The following is a 21,159-nucleotide window of genomic DNA, read 5'->3' on the forward strand; positions in this document are numbered from 1 at the left end:
TTAACGCAGTCCGATCATCTTTTTCAGTACGCGCGCCGGGCTGTTGACCGTGAACAGCGCGGAAAGGCGCGCGAGGCTCGGCGAGCTCAGATCGCGGATCGCGGCGTCGTCGGCGAGAATCTTCTTCACGAGGTCCAGCTTGCGCGCGCGGGCGTCGTCGTCGAGTTCCGAGCCCGAATCCACTTCCTTCAGCTGCTCGACCAACTCACGGTAAGTGCCCTGCAACGTCTTCAGTTCGCTCCATTCGCCGCCGCGCGCAGCCGCCAGCATCTGGCCGGAAACCGCTGCGATGGCTTCGTAGTGGGCGAAATAGTCTTGTGTCGTCTTCATTCTTTCGAGGCAGTCGACGCGAGAGTCCCGTCAAACGGGCGTCGCGGTCAGTTGCGCCACTTCCGGTCCAATTCCCACCCAGGCTTCTTCGAGCGTTGCGAGCAGGTTGTCGACCTCGACGAGCATCGTCTCGTCCTGCTTCAGATTCGCCTCCAGCAGCCGGCGCGTCATATACGTGTAGAGCGCGTCCAGACGCTCCGCGATCTCGCCGCCCGCATCCTTGTTGAGCGCCTGCTGCAGGCCGCTCTCGATGATGCTGATGGCCTTGCTGATCGCAGCGCCGCGCGCGCCGATGTTGCGCTGCTGCAGGTGCATGCGCGCCTGCGCGATCGCCTGGCGCGCGCCCTGATACAGCATCACGATCAGCCGATGCGGGCTCGCTCCCATCACTCCTGTCTGAACGCCCACGCGTGCGTACGCGCTGGCTCCAGCGTGTCCTGGGGAATACATCTCTCGGTTCTCCTTATGCGATGCCGCGGTGTCCGCATGCTTCCAGCGGACGCCGTGCTTCTCGTCCTGATCCGTATGGGCCCGGCAAAACCGGTGCAGGCAAACGAACCATCGTTCGCCGTGCCGTTATCGGGGTTATCGGAGAAACGCGGCAAAGCTTTAGGAAACAAGGCTCCAGAGCCGGTGCAGCGATAAAGGGCTGGATCGCGGGGGCCGCGTCAGACGGAGATCTGCATGATGTCGTTGTAGGCCGACACGAGCTTGTTGCGCACCTGCAGCCCGAATTGCAGGCCGACGTTCGCCTTCTGCATGTCCACCATCACGTCGTTGAGCGACACGTTCGGCGCGCCGATCTCGAAAGCGTGCGCCTCGCCGAGCGCCTTGGTCTGGTTGTCGCTGATCTTGTCGATGGACGATTTCAGCGCATCGGAAAAGCTGCCGACGCTCGCCGCGCCCGATGTCCCGCCCTGCCCCGTGACGGCGCCCGACGCGCTGGTCGGGCCGGAGGTCCCGCCGGCGGCTTGCGAGGCCATCGACTGAATGGCCGAGAGCGCGGCGGAAAGCGGATTGATCGGAAAGTTCATGTTGACTCCGGGTGACAGGGAAAAGCCGGTGCCGCACGTAGCGGAGACCTGGCGCTCGGGACGCGTTTCGCGGAGGTTCGCCGAGTACGAAAAAGCTTAGCAGCGGGCCAGTTTTCAAAGCACCGGAAGAACGGGGAAAACCCCGCTCTATTCACCGAATCGACTTGCAATCTTCTGCGGATAATCCCCATCGTGAAAAGTCCTCCACCGCCGCTTACATCAGCGGACAACGGCGGCAGGAGAACAACAGGATTCGGAGCTTCGACGCTAAATGGAAACGCCCAACAACTCACTGATCACGCCCGACGCCAGAATGGGCCTGGCGGGCGCACAACCGGGAGCCGCCGGAACGGTCGGCGCCGGCCCGGGCCTCGCGGGCGCCGACTTCGGCGGCTTTGCGCAGCGCGTGCCGATGCTCAACCAGTTCCGCTCGAATCCGCGCGTGCCGTTCATCGTGGCCGTCGCGATTCTGGTGATGGTGGTCGCCGGCCTCGTCATGTGGTCGCGCCAGCCGGATTACCGCGTCCTCTTCTCCAATCTCTCGGATCGGGACGGCGGCGCAATCGTTGCCGCGCTCCAGCAGGGCAACATTCCGTACAAGTTGTCCGACGGCGGCGGCGCCATCCTCGTGCCCGACGCGCAGGTTCACGAAACGCGTCTGCGCCTCGCGAGCCAGGGCCTGCCGAAAAGCGGCTCGGTCGGCTTCGAACTGATGGACAACCAGAAGTTCGGCATCAGCCAGTTCGCCGAACAGGTCAACTATCAGCGCGCGCTGGAAGGCGAACTGGAACGCACGATCGGCTCGATTTCGTCGGTGAAGTCGGCGCGCGTGCATCTGGCGATTCCGAAGCCGAGCGTGTTCGTGCGCGACAAGGAACTGCCGACCGCCTCGGTCATGGTCAATCTGTATCCGGGCCGCGTGCTCGACGAAGGGCAAGTGGTCGCGATCGCGCACATGGTCGCGTCGGGCGTGGCGGACATGCCGGTCAAGAACGTCAATATCGTCGATCAGGACGGCAACCTGCTGACGAGCCAGAACGCCGCCAACGGTCTCGACGCGTCGCAACTGAAGTATGTGCAGCAGATCGAGCACAACACGCAAAAGCGCATCGACGCGATCCTCGCGCCGCTCTTCGGCAACGGCAACGCCCGCTCGCAGGTGAGCGCCGACATCGATTTCTCGAAGCTCGAACAGACCGCCGAAAGCTACGGCCCGAACGCCAATCCGCAAAACACGGCGATCCGCAGCCAGCAATCGAGCGAGTCGAGCGAGACGTCGGGCGGCGGCGCATCGGGCGTGCCGGGCGCGCTGTCGAACCAGCCGCCGCAGCCGGCCTCCGCGCCGATCGACGCAGCCGCGTCGGGCGCGGCCGGCGCGAAGTCCACGCCGCAGAACCAGCGCCGCGACACGACGACGAACTACGAAGTGGACCGCACGGTGCGCCACTACGAACAGGCGACGGGCGGCATCAAGCGTCTGTCGGTGGCGGTGGTCGTGAACTACGAGAAGAAGCTCGACGCCAAGGGTAACGTCACCATGACGCCGCTCGCCGCCGACAAGCTCGCGCAGGTCCAGCAGCTCGTGAAGGACGCGATGGGCTTCGACGAGAAGCGCGGCGACTCGGTGAACGTCATGAACAGCGCGTTCTCGGCCGATCTGAACGTGACGCCCGACGCGCCGTGGTGGCGCACCCCGCAGATGATCGCGTGGGGCATCCAGGCGGCGAAGTACGTGGGCATCGGCATCGTCGGATTGTTCCTGTACTTCAGCATGGTGAAGCCGGCGATGCGCCGCGCCTTCCCGCCGCCGCCCGAAGTCGCGCCGACGCTCGGTGCACCGGATGAACTCTCGCTGCTCGACGGTCCGTCGCTCGACGGCGAGAAGAAGGAAGACGAAGACAAGGATGCCGAGGTGAGTCTCCTCGGTCATGAAAGCAAGAAGGCCAAATTCGATCGCAATCTCGACTACGCGCGCATGGTGGCGCGTCAGGACGCGAGAATCGTTGCGACGGTCGTGAAAAACTGGGTGTCCGATGAACGCTGAAGGCCTGAACAAAGCCGCTCTCCTCCTGATGTCGATCGGTGAGGAAGAAGCCGCCGAAGTATTCAAGTATCTCGCGCCGCGCGAGGTGCAGAAAATCGGCGCGACCATGGCGGCCCTGAAAAACGTGACGCGCGAGCAGCTCGACAACGTGCTGACCGAATTCGTGTCGGAGGCGGAGCAGCACACCGCGCTGTCGCTGGATTCGAGCGAGTACATCCGCTCAGTGCTGACCAAGGCGCTCGGCGAAACCAAGGCCGGCGCGCTGATCGACCGTATCCTGCAAGGCAGCGACACGAGCGGCATCGAAGGGCTGAAGTGGATGGACTCGGGCGCGGTCGCGGAACTGATCAAGAACGAGCATCCGCAGATCATCGCGACGATCCTCGTGCATCTGGACCGCGATCAGGCTTCGGAAATCGTCTCGCTGCTGACCGACCGTCTGCGCAACGACGTGCTGCTGCGCATCGCAACGCTCGACGGCATTCAGCCCGCCGCGCTGCGCGAACTGGACGATGTGCTGACCACGCTCCTCTCCGGCAGCGACAACCTGAAGCGCGCGCCGATGGGCGGCATCCGCACGGCGGCGGAAATTCTCAACTTCATGTCGAGCAATCACGAGGAAGGCGTCATCTCGAACGTGCGCGAATACGACGCCGAACTCGCGCAGAAGATCATCGACCAGATGTTCGTGTTCGAGAACCTGCTCGACCTGGAAGACCGCGCGATCCAGCTGCTGCTGAAGGAAGTCGAGTCGGAGACGCTGATCGTGTCGCTCAAGGGCGCGCAGCCGGCGCTGCGTCAGAAGTTCCTGTCGAACATGTCGCAGCGCGCGGCCGAACTGCTCGCCGAAGACCTCGATTCGCGCGGTCCGGTGCGCGTGTCGGAAGTCGAGCAGCAGCAGCGCAAGATTCTCCAGATCGTGCGCAATCTCGCCGAAAACGGTCAGATCCAGCTAGGCGGCAAGGCGGAGGACGCATATGTCTGACGCCCGCGCGCGCAAGGCTCAGGCGGCTCCGGTCTCGGCGTATCAGCGCTGGGAGATGGCCTCGTTCGATCCCGTCGAAATCAAGGTCGACAACAGCGCGGCGGAACAGGCCGCGCTCGAAGCGCACCTGCGCCGCGTCGAGGACGACGCGCATCAGCAAGGACTCGCGAAGGGGCACGTCGCGGGTCAGGCGCTGGGTTATCAGGCGGGTTTCGAGCAGGGTCAGGCGAAGGGTTTCGAGGATGGCCGCAAGGAAGCGCTCGCGCAGGCCGCACGCCTCGCCGAGATCGCCGATGCGTTCAAGACCGCGTTGCAGGCCGCCGATGCCGCCATCGCGGAATCGCTCGCCGAACTCGCAGTCGATATCGCGCAGCAGGTCGTGCGCCAGCATCTCGCGCTCGATCCGACCGCGCTCGTCGCCGTCGCCCGCGAAGTGATCGCCGCCGAGCCGGAGTTGTCGGGCGCGCCGACGCTCGTCGTCAATCCGGCCGATTTGCCGATCGTCGATGCGTATCTGAAGGACGAACTCGAAAGCGCCGGCTGGACCGTGCGCCCCGATCCGGAGATCGAGCGCGGCGGCTGCAAGGCGCACGCCGCAACCGGTGAGATCGACGCGACCAATGTCTCGCGCTGGGAGCGCGTCGTGGCCGCTCTGGGGAGAAACAAGCCGTGGTGAATCAACGGATCACGCAGGATGGACTGAGCGCGCTGGAACAGGAAATCGCGCGCGCATCGTTCGGCCCGCTCGCTCACGACGAATCCGTCGGCGACGAATCGCCCGACGAACTCGCCGCGCGCACCATTGCCGAACTCGCCGATATTGCGGGCAATCCGCACATCGACACGTGGCGCGAAAAGCTCGACGCGCTCAGAACGCGCAGCGAACTCGCCAAGCCGCTGCGTTCGTGCGGACGTCTCACGCGCGCCGCCGGACTCGTGCTCGAAGCAGTCGGCCTGAAGATGGGCGTCGGCTCCGAATGCATGATCGAGTTGCCGCCGGGCAGCGCGATTCCGACAGCCGAAGCCGAAGTCGTCGGCTTTTCGGGCGACAAGCTCTTTCTGATGCCGACTACCGAAGTGGCCGGCCTGCTGCCCGGCGCGCGCGTCTATCCGCTCGAAAGCGCGCCGATCAACGATCCGATGGCCGGCGCGAAGCGCTTGCCGGTCGGCTGGGAAATGCTCGGGCGTGTGGTCGATGCGTCGGGCCGTCCGCTCGACGGGCTCGGCCCGCTCGGCGCGAAGGTCGATGCGCCGCTGTCCGCGCCGGTCATCAACCCGCTGAACCGCGAGCCGATCCACAAGGTGCTCGACGTCGGCGTGCGCGCGATCAACACGCTTCTGACGGTCGGGCGCGGCCAGCGCATGGGCCTGTTCGCGGGTTCGGGCGTCGGTAAATCGGTGCTGCTCGGCACGATGGCGCGCTACACGAGCGCGGAAGTGATCGTGATCGGGCTGATCGGCGAACGCGGCCGCGAAGTGAAGGAATTCATCGAGCAGATTCTCGGCGAGGACGGTCTCGCGCGCTCCGTTGTGGTCGCGGCGCCGGCGGACGTATCGCCCGTGCTGCGGATGCAGGCCGCCGCGTACACGACCTCGCTCGCCGAATATTTCCGCGATCAGGGCAAGCACGTGCTGATGCTGATGGACTCGCTGACGCGTTACGCGATGGCCCAGCGCGAGATCGCGCTCGCGATCGGCGAGCCGCCCGCGACCAAGGGTTATCCGCCGTCCGTGTTCGCGAAGCTGCCCGCGCTCGTCGAGCGTACCGGCAATGGTCCGGAAGGCGGCGGCTCGATCACCGCGTTCTACACCGTGCTCACCGAAGGCGACGATCAGCAGGACCCGATCGCCGACTCGGCGCGCGCGATTCTCGACGGCCACATCGTGCTGAACCGTTCGCTCGCGGAGGCGGGGCACTATCCGGCCATCGACATCGAGCAGTCGATCAGCCGCGCGATGACCGCGCTCATCGACGACAAGCATCTCGAACGCGTGCGTCTCTTCAAGCAGATGCTGTCGCGCTATCAGCGCAACAAGGATCTGATCAACGTGGGCGCGTATTCGAGCGGGCGCGATGCGCTGCTCGACCGCGCGATCGCGTTGTACCCGCGCATGGAGTCGTTTTTGCAGCAAGGCTTTCGCGAGCAGGCGCCGTTCGAGCCGAGCATCGCGATGTTGAATCAACTGTTCGAATAGTTTTCGACTAGTATCCGAAGCATTCGTCATAAGAACGCCAAAAGACCATACGGGATCGCCACGCCATGTCCAAGAATCTGCCGATCAACACGCTCATCGAACTTGCTGCAGAGGAACTCGACACTGCCACGAAGAAGCTCGGCAAACTCCAGCAGGAGCGCAACGACATCGAGACGCAGCTGAATTCGCTCGTGACCTATCGCGACGAATACCACGCGCGGTTCACGGCATCGGCGCAGGAAGGCACCACGGCGCAGACGCTGCGCAACTTCCAGGCGTTCGTCGACACGCTGGATTCAGCGATTGCGCAGCAACGCACGGCGCTCGTCATGGCCGATCAGCGCATCGAGGCGGCCAAGCCCGACTGGCGTCTGAAGAAGCAGAAGCTCGGCAGTTACGAAGTGCTGGCCGCGCGCGGCGAGGCGATGCTCGCGAAGAAAGCGGCACGCGTCGAGCAGCGCGAAGCCGACGAACACGCGGCCAAGGTGCTGCGCATGCGCGCCGAACGGGCCTGAGCCGTTTTTAACCCATTGCATTTGAGAGACTCGTATGTCCTCCGTATCTATCCTCGGCGCGCTGACTGGCGCCGCGTCATCGAGCAAGGCCGCGGCGCAGCGCGCGGCGAGCGCGGGCGCGTCGTTCGGCATGACGCTGCAAGGCATCACCGACCGCGCCAATGCCGACGCGCAGGCGGCGAAGGCGCTGGCGGATTCAGCGGCCGATAAATCGAGCGTGCATGACGCGCCGAAGCCGGACGACAGCGCGGCCGATGCGGCGTCGAAGAGCGATGACGCGTCGGATGCGCAGGCTGCGTCGAAGCCCGATCGGACGGACGCGCCGAAAGAGGCGTCGAAGAACACGGGCAAGCGCGATACGGCGGACGCATCGAAGCCGGCGGCATCGGGGACTTCGTCGGATGCGGCCGCTGCCGCTGCTGCGCAGGCAAAAGCGCGCGCAGACGCCGCCAACGCCGACGATACCGGCACTGACGTCACGCTCTCCGATCTGACCAACGCCGTCACCGCTTCGACCGACGACGACAAATCGACCGGCGAAACGCACAAGAGCGGCGATGCGAAGACGGCGCAGGATCCGCTCCAGGCAGCGCTCGCGGCGATCAGCAACCCGCCGGTCAATGCGACGCCCGCGAATGCCGCGGCGAACGGTGCCGTCGCGGGCGCGCGCGAAGGCGCGAAGGGCGAGGATCAAGGCGGTTTGTTCGCCAAGGGCGGAAAGGGTGCGGGTATGGCCGTGCTGGCGAGCAACGTGAACACGGACGCCAAGGCGACCGATGCGAGCGCGCTTGCCGTCGCGACGACGCCCGCGGACGCTGCAACCGCCGCGTACAAACAAGCCGCCGATGCGGCCGCGCACGCGGTGGCGATGCAGACCACATCGGCGAATTCGGCGGTGTCGAGCCCGCAAGGCGCGATGGCGTCGGCGACGAGCGCGGCGATTGCGCCGCACGTGGGCGCGTCCGGCTGGGACGATGCGTTCAGCCAGAAGGTCGTGTTTTTGTCGAAGGCGGATCAGCAGAGTGCTGAGCTGACTTTGAATCCGAAGGATCTGGGGCCGTTGCAGGTGACGTTGCAGGTTTCGGAGAATCACGCGCACGCGTTGTTTGTTTCGCAGCATGCGCAGGTGCGGGAGGCGGTCGAGGCCGCCATGCCGAAGCTGCGTGAGGCTATGGAGGCGAATGGCATCAGTCTCGGGAGTGCCTCGGTTTCGGATGGGGCTGCGTTTGGGCGGCAGTCGCAGCAAGGAAGCGAAGGGGAGCGCTCGTCGGGGTCGCGGGGTGGGCGTGGGGTTGGTGGGATCGGTGGGGGGGATGATTCGGGTGCTGCCAGCGTGAGTTTGCCTGTGCGGCGCAGGGTTGGGCTTGTGGATACCTTCGCTTGACGGCTCGGGGTTTTCGTTTTTGGTTTCGCCGGATCCCGTTAGCGCGTCGGTTTATTAGCGTTGCCCCTGTGCGGGGCGGCAGTCACTTTCTTTGCTGCTGCAAAGAAAGTAACCAAAGAAAGCAGCTCGAGACGCCCGCGGTCACACGCAATTTGGGTGTTTTTCTCATCGTTCGTGGCCTTTGTAGCGAGTGCCCTCATAGGCCCCGTCGGGCTTGGACCGCGCACGGTCTGTCACATCGCGCCGCGCGTGTAGCTGGTTCAGCACGAAATGGCTCCGGCCCGCTTCGCGGCCGATGGGTCAATCGGGTCTGCGCGTGCTTCTGCGTTTCCCTTTTTTTCGTCGGTTTCCCTTGCATACCCTGCGGCAGCGCGTAGCGCTGTGCCGAATCCATTTCGTGCTGAACCAGCGCGCCTGGATTTCTAGCTCGGCAGACCGTGCGCGGTCCAAGCCCGATTAGGCCTATGAGGGCACTCGCTACTGAGCCCACCGCATCTGGCAAGCATGGCCAAACTGCGTGTGACCGCGGGCGTTTCGAGCTGCTTTCTTTGGTTACTTTCTTTGCAGCAGCAAAGAAAGTGACTGCCGCCCCGCACAGGGGCAACGCTAATAGACCGACACGAATACAAGTTTCCCGAGAATCGCCCGTTAACAAACGCTAAAGAGAAAGCGCACTAAGCCCGCGCCAAGGCCCCAAAGCGGGCCCAAAGCAATCGGATGGAATAACCCCAAATCCCCCCTCTGTTCGACCCATCGCTTTACACGGCGATAGCCAACAATTCACCCTATCGAAAGAGGCAAGCAAATGGCTACCACGACCGCAAACCAGCAATCCATCGTTCCCGCGAAGAACGGCAAGCTCAAGAAAATCCTGATCATCGCCATCGGCGCGATCGTGCTGCTCGGCGCGGGAGCCGGCGGCGCTTACTTCTTCCTCGGCAAGAACCACGGCGCAGCCAAACCCGCGCCCGAACCGCCGCCCGTGTTCTTCCCGCTGGAATCGCTCACTGTGAACCTCCAGTCCGACGACGGCAGCATGCATTATCTGCGCGCCGGTCTCACGCTCAAGCTGAAAGACGAAAAGGTCCAGTTGCTCGTCACCGAGCACATGCCCGAAGTCCGCAGCCGCGTGCTGCTCCTGCTCTCGGGCAAACGCCCCGACGATCTCGCGACCGTCGACGGCAAGAAGCAACTCGCCAACGAATTACGCGCGGCGGTCGAAACCGCGGCGAGCACCGCCGAAAAGCCGGTGCGCGTCGAGGAAGTGCTGTTCACCGAATTCGTCGTTCAGTAACGCCGCATCAGCGAGTAACCACTCATGGGCCACGAAGAGTTCATGTCGCAGGAGGAGGTCGATGCCCTCCTCAAGGGCGTCACCGGCGAAATCGATCAGGAAACTGACGAGAAAAAGCCCGTCGGCGTACGTCCCTACAACATCGCGACGCAGGAACGCATCGTCCGCGGCCGGATGCCCGGCCTCGAAATCATCAACGACCGCTTCGCGCGCCTCATGCGCGTGGGCATCTTCAACTTCATGCGGCGCTCGGCGGAAATCTCCGTCGGCCCGGTGAAGGTGCAGAAGTACAGCGAATTCACGCGCAACCTGCCGATCCCGACCAACCTCAACCTGGTCCATGTGAAGCCCCTGCGCGGCACCTCGCTGTTCGTGTTCGATCCGAACCTCGTGTTCTTCGTGGTCGACAACCTGTTCGGCGGCGACGGGCGCTTTCACACGCGCGTCGAAGGCCGCGAGTTCACGCAGACCGAGCAACGCATCATCAGCAAGCTGCTCAATCTCGTGTTCGAGCACTACGCCACCTCGTGGCGCAGCGTGAAGCCGCTGCAGTTCGAATACATGCGCTCGGAGATGCACACGCAGTTCGCCAACGTGGCGACGCCGAACGAAATCGTCATCGTGACGCAGTTCACGATCGAATTCGGTTCGACGGGCGGCACGCTGCACATCTGCATGCCGTACTCGATGATCGAGCCGATCCGCGACGTGCTCTCCTCGCCGATCCAGGGCGAAGCGCTCGAAGTGGACCGCCGCTGGGTGCGCGTGCTGTCGCAGCAGGTGCAGTCCGCCGAAGTGGAACTGACGGTGGATCTCGCCGAGATCCGCTCGTCGTTCGAACAGATTCTCAACATGCGCGCGGGCGACGTGCTGCCGATCGATGTTCCGGAGCACGTCGTCGCGAAAGTGGATGGCGTGCCGGTCATGGAATGCGGCTACGGAATTTTCAATGGTCAATACGCGCTGCGCGTGCAGAAGATGATCAGCGCGAGCGATACGATGAAGGAAGGTGGATATGAGTGATCTGATGCAGAACGACGCGCCCGGCGCGCCGGAAAAAGGCGAAGAGCTTTTGCTGGACGACTGGGCGAGCGCGCTCGCCGAGCAGAACGGCAACGACACGCCGGTTGCAGCGAGCGCGGGCGTGTTCCAGCCGCTGTCGAAGGCCGCTGCGCCGTCGACGCGCAACGACATCGACATGATTCTCGACATCCCCGTGCAGATGACAGTGGAGCTCGGGCGCACGAAGATCGCGATCCGCAACCTGCTGCAACTCGCGCAGGGCTCGGTCGTGGAGCTCGACGGCCTCGCCGGCGAGCCGATGGACGTGCTCGTGAACGGCTGTCTCATCGCGCAGGGCGAAGTGGTCGTGGTCAACGACAAGTTCGGCATTCGCCTGACCGACATCATCACGCCGTCCGAACGTATCCGGAAGTTGAATCGATGAAACGCTTTGCCGCCTTGTTGTCCGCAGCGCCGCTGTTCGCGCGCGCCGCCGACATGAATGCCGTGAACCACGCCGCGCAGATCGCCTCGGGCGTCGGCGCGGGCACCGCGGTGCCGTCGCTCGGTTTCGGCGCGGTGCTGCAGACGCTCGTCGGACTGGTCGTCGTGATCGGTTTCGTGTTCGGCTGTGCGTGGCTCGCACGCAAGTTCGGCTATCAGGGCGGCAAGCGCAGCGGTCTCGTGAAGGTTGTGGGCGGCGCATCGCTCGGCAACAAGGAGCGCGTCGCGGTCATCGAAGTGGGCGATACGTGGCTCGTGCTCGGCGCCGGTCCCGGCAATGTGCGTCTCTTGCACACGATGCCCGCCGGTTCGGCCGAAGTGGAAGGCATCGCGGCGCCGGCGCCGTCGCCGGCTGGCAGCTTCGGCGCGCGCTTTCGCGACGCCCTCGCCGGCGAAGCGAACAAGCGGCTCCAGAAGTTCGTCAAGTAAGTTCGTTCCGTTTGACCGATACATCGGGCGTGGTCCGCAAGGATCGAACGCCCGATGTTCGTTTACGGCGAACGTTTCGCAATAGAACGAGTTAGCCCGGGTTTCCCCCTCTGTTCGCGTCATCGTTCGCGACCGGGATCGACAACAATTCAGCCTATCGAAAGTGTTCGTCGGCGGGAGCAAGCATGCAGGTCAGTCGTAACATCGCGCGTGGTGTGAAGATCGCGCTGCCAGTCATCATCGGGCTGATGCCGTATCTCGCGTTCGCGCAGAGCACGGCGGGCCTGCCGGCCTTCAACACGAGTCCCGGCCCGAACGGCGGCACCACGTATTCGCTCAGCGTGCAGACGATGCTGCTGCTGACGATGCTCTCGTTCCTCCCCGCGATGGTCCTGATGATGACGAGCTTCACGCGCATCATCATCGTGCTCTCGCTGTTGCGCCAGGCGCTCGGCACGACGAGCACGCCGCCGAATCAGGTGCTCGTCGGGCTCGCGCTGTTCCTGTCGTTCTTCGTGATGTCGCCGGTGCTCGACCGCGCATACAACGACGCGTACAAGCCCTTCTCCGAAGGCCAGATCGCGATGGACCAGGCGATGACGCGCGGCGTCGCGCCGTTCAAGCAGTTCATGCTGAAGCAGACGCGCGAAACCGATCTCGCGCTGTTCGCGCGCATTTCGAAGGCCCCGCCGATGAACGGCCCTGAAGACGTGCCGCTGTCGCTGCTCGTGCCGTCGTTCGTCACGAGCGAGCTGAAGACGGGTTTCCAGATCGGCTTCACGATCTTCATTCCGTTTCTCATCATCGACATGGTGGTGGCGAGCGTGCTGATGTCGATGGGCATGATGATGGTTTCGCCTACGACCATCGCGCTGCCTTTCAAGCTGATGCTGTTCGTGCTCGTCGACGGCTGGCAGTTGCTGATCGGCTCGCTGGCGCAAAGTTTCGTATCCTGAGGAGACGCGCATGACACCCGAATCCGTCATGACCATGGCGCATCAGGCGATGTACGTCGCCTTGTTGCTCGCCGCGCCGCTGTTGCTGGTCGCGCTCGTCGTCGGTCTGGTCGTGAGCCTGTTTCAGGCGGCCACGCAGATCAACGAGTCGACGCTGTCGTTCATCCCGAAGCTGATCGCGGTGGCGGTGACGCTCGTGATCGCAGGTCCGTGGATGCTGTCGACATTGCTCGACTACATGCGCCACGTCTTCACGATCACGCCCGCGATCACGGGCTGAGTCACGGGCCGAGATTCGTTCGATGTTCTCCGTCACCTACGCGCAACTGAACGGCTGGCTCACGGCGTTTCTGTGGCCGTTCGTGCGTATCCTAGCGCTGATCGCGACCGCGCCCGTGCTGAGTCACATGGCGATTCCGATGCGCGTGAAGATCGCGCTCGCCGCGTTCATCGCGCTGATCGTCGCGCCGACGCTTCCCGCCATGCCTCAGGCGACGGTGTTTTCCGCTGCGGGCGTGTGGATCATCGTCAATCAGTTTCTGATCGGCGCGGCCATCGGCATGGTGATGCAGATCGCGTTCGCCGCCGTCGATGCGGCCGGCGAGTTCATCGGCCAGCAAATGGGGCTCGGTTTCGCGATGCTTTACGATCCGCGCGCGGGTGGCAATGCGGTAGTCGTGTCGCGCTATCTGAACACACTGGCGATGCTGGCGTTTCTCGTCTTCGACGGGCATTTGCAGTTGATAAGTGCGCTGGTCGGCACGTTTCAAAGCGTGCCGATCGAGGCGAATGTGGTCGCGACGGCTTCGCATGCGCAGGGATGGCGCGTGCTGGTGGGCTACGGCGGCAGTGTGTTTTCGACTGGGTTGCTGCTCGCGTTGCCGATCGTGGCGGCGCTGCTGACGGCGAATCTCGCGCTCGGCATTCTCAATCGCGCTGCGCCGCAGATCGGGATTTTTCAGGTCGGCTTTCCGGTGACGATGCTCGTCGGGCTGCTTTTGCTTCAGTTGATGGTGCCGAATCTGATGCCGTTTTTTCAGCGGATTTTCGATGTGGGGATTGCGCAGGTGGGGCGGGTGGCGGGCGGGATGTTCTAGCGCTGCCCCGCTTTCGACCATTCACCGAGCCAGGTGCCGATTCGTGCGACGACGTTGCTCCAATTCTCGCCGCGCTCTTGCCGCAAGAGGCGCATCGTCGGATACCACGGACTGTCCTCGCGAACGTAGTGCCAGCGCCAATCGCCGAACGGCGGCAGCATCAGCCAGACCGGCTTGCCGAGCGCGCCCGCAACATGTGCGACGGAGGTATCCACGGTCACGACGACATCGAGCGCCGCGATCGCGCAGGCGGTTTCGTCCATGCTCGTCACGTGAGCGCCGATATCGTGAAAGTTGCGCAATCGCTTCGCGTAGTCCGCTGCTTCCTCCGCGCCCGCGCCCTTTTGGAGGCTGTAGAACTCGACGCCTTCGATCGCAAACAACTCGTCAAGCACGCAAAGAGACGGCAGCGACCGGGCGGCATCGTTCTCGTGCGTCGGATCGCCCTTGAACGCGATCCCCACTTTTACGGCGTGCGTATCGAGTTGCGGCATGCCTGGCACGGGCACATCCGACGCGCGAAGATACGGCACCGATTGCGGCAGCGCGTCGAGGTCGAGTGGCAGATGCGCGGGTATCGCGTGGGGATAGACCCAGAAATCGTGCGGCAGGATCTCGCTGGCGTTTTTCGCGTCGATGACCGCATCCGCTTCGCCCGATGCTTCGAACAGGTCGACGAGCGGCGTCTGGCACACGACGCTGACGCTCTTCGCGCCTGCCCGCTCGCGAAGTATCCTGGCGAAACGAAAGAAGAAGATCTCATCGCCGAGCCCGAACTCGCTCCAGATGACGATGCGCTTGCCGGCCAGCGATTCTCCCTGCCATGCCGGGACGTCCTGCGGCGGCCGTGCTTTCGTGCGACGCTGCCAGCCCATCCGCGCGAACAGTCGCTCGCGCAACGCGAAACCCTCTTTCAGGCGCCCTCGCGCGATCACGTGAAGGACATGCGTGAGTCGTGCGATGTGATCGTGCGGCATGCGCTCCGCTGCGCGCGCCAGCACCACGTCCATATGCGAAAGCTCGCGCCGGTGAAGTAGTTCGAACGCCGCCATATGAGAGATGTCCCCACGATACGGATAGGCGGTGATTGCCGCGTCGCATGCCGCCACGCACGCCTGCGGGCTATCCGCCACGACGATCGCGTTCGCGCATTCCTGTGCGCTTCGCACGGCGCGCTTGCGCAACACGAGCTCGATCGTGCATTCGGCCGACGCGTCCGCCGAGTCGTCGCGAATGATCGCGAACCGCTCGCACTGGGCGGCATGCGAAACCGTCTTCACGAGTTCGAGGATATCGATGCCAGGCAGCGACGTGTTCGTCGCCCCGCCGATCGAGAAGCGCCATTTCCGCGTCTCGCTACTGTCGTTCGGCACCGTGACGATCGCATGACCACCCGGCTTGAGCAGATCAAGCCATCGCGACAGCGACTGCGCGGGATCGGGCTGCGTGGCAAGACAGTCGTTTGCGTGCACAAAGTCGAGCGAAGAGTCGGCGATGCTCGCCATGTAAGTCTCGCCGCCCAGCGACGTGTTCCACCAGAGCACGTGCGAGAGACGCGGAAAGAGATGCGTCAGCGGTCTCAGGAACGACTGGTCCGGCGCGAGATCGATGCCCTCGCCAGCCAGATAGCGTTGTACGAATTCCGGGTCGCGCGCACGGCGCTCTGCAGTCTTGATCGCTTCTTCCACTTTGTCCTCGTTTCCTCCGAAGGGTTCGGTCCTGTACGTGTTACGGCCGTTCGAAAAGCTTATTCCCGAGCGTCTGCGACGGGCATAGGACAAAGCCGATATAGCCGACAGACGCGCCGAATCAAGCAGCTTTTCAGAAAGGAGGGGGCGGCTCGGCACGCTGGCGTACTCGCAACTTTGCTGCAACATGCCGTTTCTTCAGCGGATCTTTGATGTGGGAATCGCGCAGGTGGGACGTCGGAGATACGGTCGCCGGAATAGTTGTTCCAGTAACAATAGAAGCATCTCGGCATTTTCCTGTGCCAGTAGTTCGCGCAAGCCCGCGCGGGGAAGACGCAATCGCGGGATCAAATACCGTCGATGCAGTTCCAGCGAGTCGCTTCTGCACCGCGTTCCGTCAAATTCAAGCATCTTCGCAACATAGTCCGGGTTCCTCGTCCTCGCCGCGAGTTGCCCGATCTCGCCAATTGTATTGCCCGTGTGATATTCAAACGGCTCAACCTCTCCAAGAGGCGTCGAAGCCCGGATCAACTCGTCCACCATGATCGGAATCAGAAATGCCGCCCGCACGTAAAGCTCGATCATGCATTTCAGTGCGTGCGCCGATTCGGGCCTGCAGTGAAACTCTCGGCCCAGCAATTCCCCCAGCGCATCGGGTTCAGTGCTGTCGTGTGTGCTTGGTCTGGTCAGGTTGTAGGAGGTAACCAGCCATTGCGTTCGACTGAACACCCAGATTCCTGATTGCAGACCACATCAAAGCAAATAGGGAGCACCGCGTCCCCACGATGCTCCCTACAAAGCCACACAAACCCCGCCCGCTCAATTCCCGATGTAATCAAACAACGACATCTTCTGAATCTGCGAAAACGCCATCTGCGCCGCCTGCAACGAGTTCTGCGTCAACTCATACTGACTGATCGACGAAACCAGATCGATGCTCGTCAGGTTCGCGATATCGCTTGCCGTCTGCGTCTGGCTCGTCTGCATCGCGGTCTGCGTCGACTGCACTTCCTGCTCGCGTCCGCCCACCACCGTCTGCGCCGACAGCACGTTGTTGAACGTGTTGTTGATCTTCGTGCCCGCCGTCGTCAGCGCGTTGGTCAGCGTGGCCTGCGCAGCCGGCGTGCCCGTCGGTTGCTTGAGCGCGCTCACGATGTTGTCGAGCGTCGAGAAGATGTCGTTGTTGTCCGTCGCCGCTGGCTGCACGGTGAAAGTGTCGCCGTCCGCGGGCGTTCCTTCGATCGTCACCTTCTGGCCGCCGAGCGTGATGTCGCTCTTGCTCGTGTACGGAACATTGGTCGGCAGCGTGTTGTCCACCGGGTTCGACTTGATCGAGTAAGTCGTCGAGCCGTCCGTCTGCGAAACCGCGAACGTGATCGTGTACTTGCTCGCGTTGCCGGCGTTGCTCGCGTCGCTCATGCTCACCGGGCCGATCGTCGCCGTGCCCTTATTCGACGCGCCCGCGCTCGACACCGGATCGCTTTCCGTCGGCGATACGCTCTGGAAAATCGACACGCCGGTATCGCCCACCGAGATCGAACGCCCTTCGCTGATCTGCACCGAGCGCTGGCCGAAATCGCCGGAGTAGTTCGCGCCGACGCCCGAAGGATCGTTCGAGAACGGCGCAGTGCCGCCCTTCAGCCCGGAGAAGATGTAGTTGCCGTTGCTGTCCGTCGTGTTCGCGAGGCTGAAGAGCTGATCGCGCAGACCCTGGATCGTGTTAGCGACCGATGTGCGGTCGGCATCGGTGAGCGAGCCGTCGCCCGCATGCACGATCTGCGTCTGGATGCTCTGCAGCACGCTGCTCACGTTGCCCAGCGTCGAGTCTTCCTGCTGCAGCGACGAAAGCGCGGTCGTCTGGTTCGTGCTGTACTGCGCGAGCGCGCCGCTCTTCAACGTGAGCTGCACTGCCTGCGCCGCGCCGAGCGGATCGTCGGACGCAGTGAGAATGCGCTTGCCCGACGAGATCTGCTGATACATCGATGCGAGCGTGCTTTGCTGGTCGCTCATCGAAGCGACGTTCAGATTGAAGTACTGGGAACTGGAAATACGCATCGCGTTTAACCTCAGTTGAACATGCCGAGCAGCGACTGGAACAGCGTCGCGGCGGTCTGAATCACCTTGCTGTTCGCTTGATAAAGCTGCTGATACTGAATCAGGTTGGCGGCTTCTTCGTTCAGGTTCACGCCCTGTACCGATTGCTGCGCCGACGTCGCCTGCGTGAGCAGCGCGGTCTGTGCCGAGCTGGTCGCCTTGAGTTGATTGGTCGTGTTGCCGATCGTGTTGATGTAGCCCGCGTACGAGCTCGTCAGCGTGTCGGTGCCGCCGTTGAGCGACTTCGCCGACACCAGGTTCGCCATCGCGAGCGCGTTGCTGCCGTCGCTCGTGCCGCCCTTGTTCTGCGCGATCTTGAAGGCGTCGTTGTCCTTCGGCGTGCCGCTGATGGTCGCGGAAACGCCGTTCGCCGAGACCGTCAGGCCCTTCGACGCATCGTAGGGAATCGTCTGGCCGACGGCGTAACTGGTCCCGTTGACGGTGACCGCCACGTCAGAGGTGAAGCCGTTCGCCGCCGCGCTGTACTTCAGGTTGATGTCCGACGACATCGCGTTTTGCGTCACCGTCGCCGACGAAATCGACGCCGTTCCCGTGTTCGTGCTGCCCGCCGACGTCACCGCAGGCGATGCCGCCGCGATCGCCGCGCCGTTGCTTGTCGTGAGCTTGAACGCGTCGAGCGCGCCGCGCGTCGGCTGGATCGTGAACGAGTCGCCCTTTTGCACGCCGGTCAGCGACGACACGTCGATGTTCAGGCCGTTGATCGTCTTCTGCGTCTCCGTCGCCGGATCGATGGTGCCGAGCTGCTGGCCCGACGCGGGGTCCGTCACGGTGTACTTGCTGCCGTCGTAGGTGACGGTGAAATCGTTGGCGGGCGGCTGCGTGCCATCGGCGATGGTCGCCGTCGGCAAGCCGGTGCCCTTGTTGCGCGCGTTGGCGATGATGTTCGGATCGCTGGTCGCGAACAGCGCGCCGCCGGGCTGGCCGTTCAGATCGAGGCCGAGCGCGTTCTGACCGTTCAACTGGCTGGCGAAGCTCGTCGCGATCGCGCCGAGTTGCGCCTGCGCCGGGTCGAGCGTCTGCGTGCGGAAGTCGATGAGACCGCCGACCACGCCGCCCGTGAGCGCCGAGTTATCGAGGTATTGCGTGTTCGCGGCCGTTTGCGTCGAGCCGTCGCGGCTCTGGAACGCGACGGTGAGTTCGCTCGGATCGGACGCCGAGGGCACGGCTTGCAGCCCGTATTGCGTATTGCCGACGACGAGCGGCTGCCCGTTGCCGATGAACACGTTGTAGTTGCCGTCCTGCTGCACCACCTGCACGCCGACCATCGAGCTCAGGTTCGTGACGAGCTGATCGCGTTGATCGAGCAACTGGTTCGGCTGCTGGCCGCCCGCGCTGGCGATGTTGATCTGCTTGTTGAGATCGGCGATCTGTTGCGAGTAGCTGTTGATCTGCGAGACTGCGCTCGTGAGTTGCGTGTTGACGCTCTGGCGCAACTGGTCGTATTGCTCGCCCGCCGAGTTGATCTGATCCGCGAGCGTCTGCGCGTTGCTCATCAGCGACTGGCGCGCGGCCGTGCTGCTCGCGGAGTTCGCCACCGACTGCAGGCCGGAGAAGTAATTGGTGATGCCTTGCGCGATACCTTTGGTCGGATCGCCGACGAGGTTGTTCAGTTGCGAGATCAGCGAGTAATACGTGCTGGCCGCGCTGCTGGACGATTGCGTGTTGTTCACCTGCGTCGACAGGTACTGGCTGTACTGGCGCGTGACGGTGACCGCCTGGACGCCGTTGCCGAGATAGCCCGAACCGGTGAATTGCCCCGACGCTTCCTGATACGAGACCTTCTCGAGCGTATAGCCCGGCGTCGCGGCATTGCTGATGTTCTGCCCTGTCGTCGTCAGACCCCACTGGGCCGCGTTCAGACCGGAAAGACCAATGCTGAAGATGTTATTGGACATGCATGAATCCTGGTGAGGCGGCGTGGAGATGGCGCTGCCGCATGGCTGATTTGTATATCGGCCGATTGCCGGGGAAATTGAGTGGGGCCGCGCTCTGCGTTTGCGGGTTTTGTTAGGGCGGTTCTTTGCGATGGGGCCATTATCGGAGGAGGGGCGCAATGGCTATTGCGCGAAGAGCGTGGGGTTTTGGGGTTAATTCGTTGGTTTTGTTTTTTGCTCTTTGCTCTTTGCTCTTTGCTCTTTGCTCTTTCGATTTCGCCGGATCCCGTGGTCGTGTCGGTCTATTAGCACTGCCCCTGTGCGGGGCGGCAGTCACTTTCTTTGCTGCTGCAAAGAAAGTAACCAAAGAAAGCAGCTCGAGACGCCCGCGGTCACACGCAATTTGAGTGTTCTTCTCGTCGATCGTGGCGTCAGTAGCGAGTGCCCTCGTAGGCCTAACCGGGCTTGGACCGCGCACGGTCTGACTAGCTAGAGCTTCTAGCGCGCTGGTTCAGCACGAAAGAGTTCCGGCACAGCGCTACGCGCTGCCGCCGGGTATACAAGGGAAACCGTTGGTATGGATAGCTTAGTAATGAAGCGCGCGCAAACCCGATTGACCGGTCGGCCGCGAAGCGGGCCGGAGCCATTTGGTGCTGAACCAGTCCGTTATGCGGCGCGACGTGTCAGACCGTGCGCGGTCCAAGCCGAATGTGGCCTATGAGGGCACTCGCTACAGAGGCCACGGGTGAGGAGAAGGATACCCAAATTGCGTGTGACCGCGGGCGTCTCGAGCTGCTTTCTTTGGTTACTTTCTTTGCAGCAGCAAAGAAAGTGACTGCCGCCCCGCACAGGGGCAACGCTAATAAACCGACACGCCAACGGGATCCGGCGAAAACAAACTCACTTCGCCAGCGAGCGCCGCTTCATCTCCAACTGAGTAATCAACCGCTGCAGGGTATTCTCCGCCGACCCCGGCATCGAAACAAACTTGAACCCGATCGTATACCGCCGATCCCCCTTCGCCGTCATCGACTCCCGATGAGAAACCAGCTTCATATCCAGCGTAACCCTGCCATTAGCGCTGAAATGCAGCTCAGCATCCTGAATCACGATGCCCATTTCCAGATCCGCGACGCGCTCATCCGTCGTACGCAACGCGACGCCACCGAGCGAAAGATCATGCACCTCGAAGCGAAACCGCTCGCCATCCGGCAACGAGCCCGTGCAGATGTAAGGATCCAGCACCGGCGCCTCGACGCGGAAATACTCGCGCCGCTGCATGTAGTACAGCACCGGCGGAAACTCAGCCTCGAACGCCGGACGCCCGTCGAACACCGTCTCGCGCGGCGTCGGTGTCGTGAACTCGACGCGCACGCCGTCCGGCGCCGCGCTGAACACGAGCCTCTGCGAGGCGAGCACGCCGCGGTTCTGCTCCGGCACGCCGCCCCAGTCGAACGTGAACCGGTGCGCGGTCACATCGACGTCGAGCAAGCGCGTGACGATTTGCCCGTCGCCGTATTGCGCCGTCAGAAAGTCGCCGCGGTTGGCGAGATTGCGCAGCGCCACGCCAATTTCCAGCGGATTGCGCCGCCCGAAATCCACGATCGGCGCAATATCCTCGTCGGCAACGTCATGCTTTTGATAGGTGTTCATGGTGCTAGCCGTGTTCATTGTGCTCGCGCCGTCCAGTCCCGGGCGTCGCGCGTCGACCG

21 protein-coding genes are annotated in these 21,159 nt (G+C 63.3%); 13 read left to right on the plus strand and 8 right to left on the minus strand.

The genetic code is table 11. From position 1 onward, the window contains the following. The 3 genes from BTHE68_RS12610 to fliE all read right to left on the minus strand — a co-directional run bounded on the left by BTHE68_RS12610 (position 1) and on the right by fliE (position 1,364). Entirely contained in the window at positions 1–330 is a 330-nt protein-coding gene (locus tag BTHE68_RS12610) for a flagellar protein FliT (protein WP_061174000.1), read from the minus strand. A 30-nt stretch (positions 331–360) separates the two neighbouring features. Further along, a complete protein-coding gene (gene fliS, locus BTHE68_RS12615; protein WP_061174001.1) occupies positions 361–780 on the minus strand; it encodes a flagellar export chaperone FliS in 420 nt (139 codons plus the stop codon). A gap of 218 nt (positions 781–998) precedes the next feature. After that, positions 999–1,364, minus strand: a complete 366-nt coding sequence (gene fliE, locus BTHE68_RS12620) for a flagellar hook-basal body complex protein FliE (protein ID WP_061174002.1) — start codon at positions 1,362–1,364, stop codon at positions 999–1,001. 271 nt (positions 1,365–1,635) lie between these two features. Here fliE and fliF point away from each other — a divergent pair, with 271 nt between their 5' ends. The 13 genes from fliF (at position 1,636) to fliR (ending at position 13,770) form a co-directional block, all read left to right on the plus strand. Next, entirely contained in the window at positions 1,636–3,408 is a 1,773-nt protein-coding gene (fliF, locus tag BTHE68_RS12625; RefSeq protein ID WP_162066573.1) for a flagellar basal-body MS-ring/collar protein FliF, read from the plus strand. Further along, the gene (gene fliG / locus BTHE68_RS12630; RefSeq protein WP_061174004.1) at positions 3,398–4,393 is read left to right on the plus strand and encodes a flagellar motor switch protein FliG; all 996 of its coding nucleotides are present in this window, start codon (positions 3,398–3,400) and stop codon (positions 4,391–4,393) included. Before fliF ends, fliG begins: the two co-directional genes overlap by 11 nt. Beyond that, positions 4,386–5,069, plus strand: coding sequence for a flagellar assembly protein FliH (fliH, locus tag BTHE68_RS12635; RefSeq protein WP_162066574.1), 684 nt, complete (start codon positions 4,386–4,388; stop codon positions 5,067–5,069). The genes fliG and fliH overlap by 8 nt, the downstream gene beginning before the upstream one ends. Then, entirely contained in the window at positions 5,063–6,589 is a 1,527-nt protein-coding gene (gene fliI, locus BTHE68_RS12640; RefSeq protein ID WP_162066575.1) for a flagellar protein export ATPase FliI, read from the plus strand. Before fliH ends, fliI begins: the two co-directional genes overlap by 7 nt. 65 nt (positions 6,590–6,654) lie before the next feature. Beyond that, complete coding sequence (gene fliJ, locus BTHE68_RS12645; protein ID WP_162066576.1) at positions 6,655–7,104, plus strand: flagellar export protein FliJ; 450 nt, start codon at positions 6,655–6,657, stop codon at positions 7,102–7,104. 34 nt (positions 7,105–7,138) lie between these two features. Then, entirely contained in the window at positions 7,139–8,488 is a 1,350-nt protein-coding gene (locus BTHE68_RS12650) for a flagellar hook-length control protein FliK (RefSeq protein ID WP_162066577.1), read from the plus strand. An 805-nt stretch (positions 8,489–9,293) separates the two neighbouring features. Continuing rightward, on the plus strand, positions 9,294–9,782 hold the full coding sequence (gene fliL / locus BTHE68_RS12655) for a flagellar basal body-associated protein FliL (protein ID WP_162066578.1): 489 nt from the start codon (positions 9,294–9,296) through the stop codon (positions 9,780–9,782). A 24-nt stretch (positions 9,783–9,806) separates the two neighbouring features. Further along, a complete protein-coding gene (gene fliM / locus BTHE68_RS12660; protein WP_061174010.1) occupies positions 9,807–10,805 on the plus strand; it encodes a flagellar motor switch protein FliM in 999 nt (332 codons plus the stop codon). After that, on the plus strand, positions 10,798–11,229 hold the full coding sequence (gene fliN / locus BTHE68_RS12665; protein ID WP_061174011.1) for a flagellar motor switch protein FliN: 432 nt from the start codon (positions 10,798–10,800) through the stop codon (positions 11,227–11,229). The genes fliM and fliN overlap by 8 nt, the downstream gene beginning before the upstream one ends. Next, positions 11,226–11,717 carry a flagellar biosynthetic protein FliO gene (gene fliO / locus BTHE68_RS12670; protein WP_162066579.1) on the plus strand — a complete coding sequence of 164 codons (492 nt, stop codon included), beginning with the start codon at positions 11,226–11,228 and terminating at the stop codon, positions 11,715–11,717. Before fliN ends, fliO begins: the two co-directional genes overlap by 4 nt. Before the next feature lie 185 nt (positions 11,718–11,902). Beyond that, positions 11,903–12,673 carry a flagellar type III secretion system pore protein FliP gene (gene fliP, locus BTHE68_RS12675; RefSeq protein WP_162066580.1) on the plus strand — a complete coding sequence of 257 codons (771 nt, stop codon included), beginning with the start codon at positions 11,903–11,905 and terminating at the stop codon, positions 12,671–12,673. Between the two features lie 10 nt (positions 12,674–12,683). Continuing rightward, entirely contained in the window at positions 12,684–12,953 is a 270-nt protein-coding gene (gene fliQ / locus BTHE68_RS12680; RefSeq protein WP_008352562.1) for a flagellar biosynthesis protein FliQ, read from the plus strand. Positions 12,954–12,975: 22 nt separating this feature from the next. Next, entirely contained in the window at positions 12,976–13,770 is a 795-nt protein-coding gene (fliR, locus tag BTHE68_RS12685) for a flagellar biosynthetic protein FliR (protein ID WP_162066581.1), read from the plus strand. Here fliR and BTHE68_RS12690 read toward each other — a convergent pair. The 5 genes from BTHE68_RS12690 to BTHE68_RS12710 form a co-directional block, all read right to left on the minus strand. Continuing rightward, positions 13,767–15,458, minus strand: a complete 1,692-nt coding sequence (locus BTHE68_RS12690) for a glycosyltransferase family 9 protein (protein ID WP_162066582.1) — start codon at positions 15,456–15,458, stop codon at positions 13,767–13,769. The two genes, fliR and BTHE68_RS12690, sit on opposite strands and share 4 nt — an antisense overlap. A gap of 198 nt (positions 15,459–15,656) precedes the next feature. Beyond that, positions 15,657–16,187: a hypothetical protein gene (locus BTHE68_RS12695; protein ID WP_162066583.1), complete on the minus strand. Its 531-nt coding sequence runs from the start codon at positions 16,185–16,187 to the stop codon at positions 15,657–15,659. A 90-nt stretch (positions 16,188–16,277) separates the two neighbouring features. Further along, complete coding sequence (flgL, locus tag BTHE68_RS12700; RefSeq protein ID WP_162066584.1) at positions 16,278–17,513, minus strand: flagellar hook-associated protein FlgL; 1,236 nt, start codon at positions 17,511–17,513, stop codon at positions 16,278–16,280. A gap of 11 nt (positions 17,514–17,524) precedes the next feature. Then, the gene (gene flgK, locus BTHE68_RS12705; RefSeq protein WP_162066585.1) at positions 17,525–19,468 is read right to left on the minus strand and encodes a flagellar hook-associated protein FlgK; all 1,944 of its coding nucleotides are present in this window, start codon (positions 19,466–19,468) and stop codon (positions 17,525–17,527) included. An 879-nt stretch (positions 19,469–20,347) separates the two neighbouring features. After that, positions 20,348–21,100 carry a flagellar brake protein gene (locus BTHE68_RS12710; RefSeq protein ID WP_162066586.1) on the minus strand — a complete coding sequence of 251 codons (753 nt, stop codon included), beginning with the start codon at positions 21,098–21,100 and terminating at the stop codon, positions 20,348–20,350. Between the last annotated feature and the right edge of the window lie 59 nt (positions 21,101–21,159).

Origin of the sequence: Burkholderia sp. THE68 (assembly GCF_009938265.1) — a bacterium.
Taxonomy (GTDB): Bacteria; Pseudomonadota; Gammaproteobacteria; order Burkholderiales; family Burkholderiaceae; genus Caballeronia.